A 3389-nucleotide genomic window follows, 5' to 3' on the forward strand; every position below is an offset into this window, starting at 1 on the left:
CAGCTACTCGGCCCGGCATTGAGCTTGCTCGTAACGGTTTTTCGAGGTGTCCTTTTGCTGGCGGTGTGTATTTCACAATTTTTATTGTTTTTGCAAAATAAACATGGCAGGATGCCATTTCCTTATTTTTTAAAAACAAACTGAAAGAGATTCAACGAATTTGAATGTGAAAAAAAGTCTGACCATCGCTTTGCTGGCCGCTTCAGTGTTATCCAGCGCATACGCCGCCGATCAAAATGGATCGACCGTGTATGTCGGAACCTCGATTGGGAAAAGTTCGGTATCGTCGCATGTGGTCGATGAAAAGAGCGATTCTTCATTCGATTTCAATCTGGGCTACAAAATCACTCCAAATCTTTCAACCGAAATTTTTGCCCGCAGCCTGAGCTTCCGTCTGTTTGATGGACTGGCTGGCGACGATAGTTATTATCCCGATAGCCATGTGGGCATTTCCTTACTCGGCATTGCCCCGCTGGGCCGGAGTTTTAGCGCCTATGGCCGTCCGGGTATCGGGCGCACGCAAATGAAATCGGGTCGCGTCTCCAAAGGCGATTACAGTGAAACCGACCCATCCGTCGGCCTGGGTGTGAGTTATGCGCTGAATAACAAATGGGCCTTCAAGCTGGAAGCGACGCGTTTTACCAAAACCAAAGTGACCACCACGTTGGCTGGTGTCGCTTATAGTTTCTAAGCTTTTTTACTATACGCGGCGTTGGTGTCGGGAGCATCGCGTTTTTCATTGCGTGGTATTTATCCCAACGATTGATGTAATTTTTGCACCTATTTATCCAAGTCATACAAAGTAACTACGTGACGGATGTTTTACAAAGTTGCATATGAAGTAAATTATTAAAATAAAATTGGTATTTATTTTTTATTTTTAAAACATCTAGATATTGATTTTCAATGGCTTAGCCATTCATATCAACATAAACTGGTTTTTTATTTTTTGCTTTAATTTTTTTTGGATAATAATAAAATATTAACCAGGATCGCGTAATTAATCCACACCCCAATAAACTAATTGGTAATGCTGCAATGGCACAAAACGTATAAATAAAAGGTAGTTTGGTTATTTTTATTATGTCATGTGAAAAAGGAATGATGGCGATGGCAAAAAAAATAGATAATAAAAAATATAAATTTGATGGTAGTTGCTTGAATTTAAATTTTTTATCAATTAGCCATCTATCACCTTTTTGCATATAATAATTTGCATCATCTTCCTCAACATAAATTTTTTTTCTTAAATCTGGATTTTCGTAAATTTTTTTATAAAATTTTGAGAATCTCTTGCACCAAAAAAAAATTTGTAATGTATAAATAAGAAATATAGCTGTGCGAGATTTTAGTGATAAATCACTGTAAACCAATAGGCAAAGCGTGGGTGTAATTCCAAAAAGAGAAATACTTCCAATTTCAAATATTCCGACTCCAAAATATTTCGTTTCCCAATTCCATTTATAAATCTTTGGAATAAAGATAAGTATAAATGATAAAATAAGTAAAATGAGCAAGAAGATTGCAATTGGATTTTTTCCTAAATCGGTATTTGGGGATGCGTCATTTGCCAATATTAAACAACATCCACTAATGATGAAAGCTGTTACGGCTCCCAAAGAGCATATATTGGAGGGTTTTGCAATGGATGGATTTGTTGTGTCTAGATTTTTCAAAAAGTTATTTCCTTATAATCTGATGGAAATTTTTTCATGAGAGTGTCCCAATTGCCCTGTATTTCTTGTGCAATATTTCTAAAAAATGGTGCAATTACTGATGCTAGTCCATCACCATTAGATTGATCCCCAGTAGCCATTTTCCCCAGTTTTTTATCCATGGATTCAACAGCATAATTAACAATTATTCCTGCGACTACCGTAATGGATCCTACTACAATAATTGGCATAGACGTTGCAGCTAGAAACATTACTATGATTATTATGCAAGCCACAATAATTGCCACTAACACTGCAACAATAATTGCCTTAAGTAATGCCATTAATAAAGAAGCTGTTAAATCATAACCATCTTTCTGTAAGTCATCTTTCCATTCTGCGATGGATGTCGCACTACCAAAAATAAAGCTAACTAAAGCATTGCCTTTGAATGTGCCAGCTATGCCTTTTGTGACAGCTTTAAAAGAACTTGATGTATTCCCCACTCCGGAAAATATATTCATGATTTTATCATTTCCCGGTTTAAATCCTCCGGGCCCAAATATTTCATTATATTTGCTATAACCGGAAAAATAAAATCTTATTTTTCCTTTTACAAAGTGTACTCTTGCCTTTACCAATTGAAAACCTTTATGTGTTCTTTCGTCAAGACTGGCACGTAACCAGCCCCAATTATCTTTCGCATAGGCCGCTGTACCAGCAAGTTGTCCCCAGATCCAATTTCGTGTTGTAACTTCGGTTGGGTCAATATCGACAAATCCTGATTTTCCACCACCTTTCTTGAAATGTTCTAAGATTTCATCAGGAATTTCTTTGAGGCTACCATTAACGACACAAACAATTGAACAATTTTCTTGCGCGGATGAAGGTTGGGGAGTATTTATTTTCTCGTTGGATTTTTTGATTGTGGTTTCATTTTTTGATTGACCTAGTGCGATAATAATAGGTTGAGGTTTTGTTTTTGGATCATTATCGTACTGTTTTTTATCCATGTCGGAAGGGGTTAGTTTTATAATTAGCTTTCCCTCACATTTCAATCTTAATGAGCCTTTAAATGATCGAGTTATCCATAAATGGAATCGTTCGCCATCCTTGAAAGTCGTAATTTCACGATTTCTTGCGTGTACAATCTTTTTTTCTCTTGTATTGTAAAAGTCTGATTCGTCGGCTTGTAACGTATAAATTTTTCCTGTTTCAAATCTAATGTCAAATATGATATCTCGATGTTTTCTTAATGTTACTCGTATTTTGTCACTTGATCTCCAACACCGTACGTCTTCGCCAGGAAGGTCGATGCAAACTTCTTGTGTTGTTGTGTTTTTTTCTTGATTTGATGTGTTATTCACAATGAATCCTTTATTTTCTTTTTGACTGTTCTGCCCTAAAGGGGCCTAGAGGAGCATTTTTAATCGTAGCTGTACCTTCTTTATCCAAAGTTAATAAAGTCGGTTGTTTATTAAGAAAATTTAGTGTTATAGGTTCATTTTTTAGAAAGTTTCCATCAGCATCCACATATTCTATTTTCAAATCTCTCTTTATGTTGATTTCATAAATTTTATTGGCAATTTCAATATTCGGGATATTAAGCGGTCCCGTCAAATCCCTCATACTGGACTTGAACTCCATCTTCCCCGGCCCGTGGATCTCGATATTGCCGCCTTCGAGCTTGAGGTAGGCGCCTTGCGCCGTCAGCAACACATGTTGCTTGGCGGC

General features: G+C 36.9%; 4 protein-coding genes (1 of these 4 only partly in view). 1 reads left to right on the top strand and 3 read right to left on the bottom strand.

Annotated features, from left to right (window positions below):
* The first annotated feature begins 166 nt into the window (after positions 1 to 166).
* Complete coding sequence (locus tag GJA_RS09400; protein ID WP_167541096.1) at positions 167 to 691, top strand: porin family protein; 525 nt, start codon at positions 167 to 169, stop codon at positions 689 to 691.
* 220 nt (positions 692 to 911) lie between these two features.
* On the opposite strand, the gene GJA_RS27230 is transcribed toward GJA_RS09400, so the two are convergent.
* The 3 genes in view from GJA_RS27230 to GJA_RS09405 are tightly spaced (at most 10 nt apart) and all read right to left on the bottom strand, a layout consistent with a single transcriptional unit that may run on beyond the window.
* The gene (locus GJA_RS27230) at positions 912 to 1676 is read right to left on the bottom strand and encodes a hypothetical protein (protein ID WP_144241466.1); all 765 of its coding nucleotides are present in this window, start codon (positions 1674 to 1676) and stop codon (positions 912 to 914) included.
* Positions 1673 to 3022: a hypothetical protein gene (locus GJA_RS27235; RefSeq protein WP_144241467.1), complete on the bottom strand. Its 1350-nt coding sequence runs from the start codon at positions 3020 to 3022 to the stop codon at positions 1673 to 1675. The genes GJA_RS27230 and GJA_RS27235 overlap by 4 nt, the downstream gene beginning before the upstream one ends.
* Before the next feature lie 10 nt (positions 3023 to 3032).
* On the bottom strand, positions 3033 to 3389 hold the 3' portion of the coding sequence (locus GJA_RS09405) for a DUF2345 domain-containing protein (RefSeq protein ID WP_081905310.1). The gene runs 12 nt beyond the window's last position; only the last 357 of its 369 coding nucleotides appear in the window; its start codon lies beyond the right edge, outside the window; it ends in the stop codon at positions 3033 to 3035.

Origin of the sequence: Janthinobacterium agaricidamnosum NBRC 102515 = DSM 9628 (assembly GCF_000723165.1) — a bacterium.
Classification (GTDB): Bacteria; Pseudomonadota; Gammaproteobacteria; order Burkholderiales; family Burkholderiaceae_D; genus Janthinobacterium; species Janthinobacterium agaricidamnosum.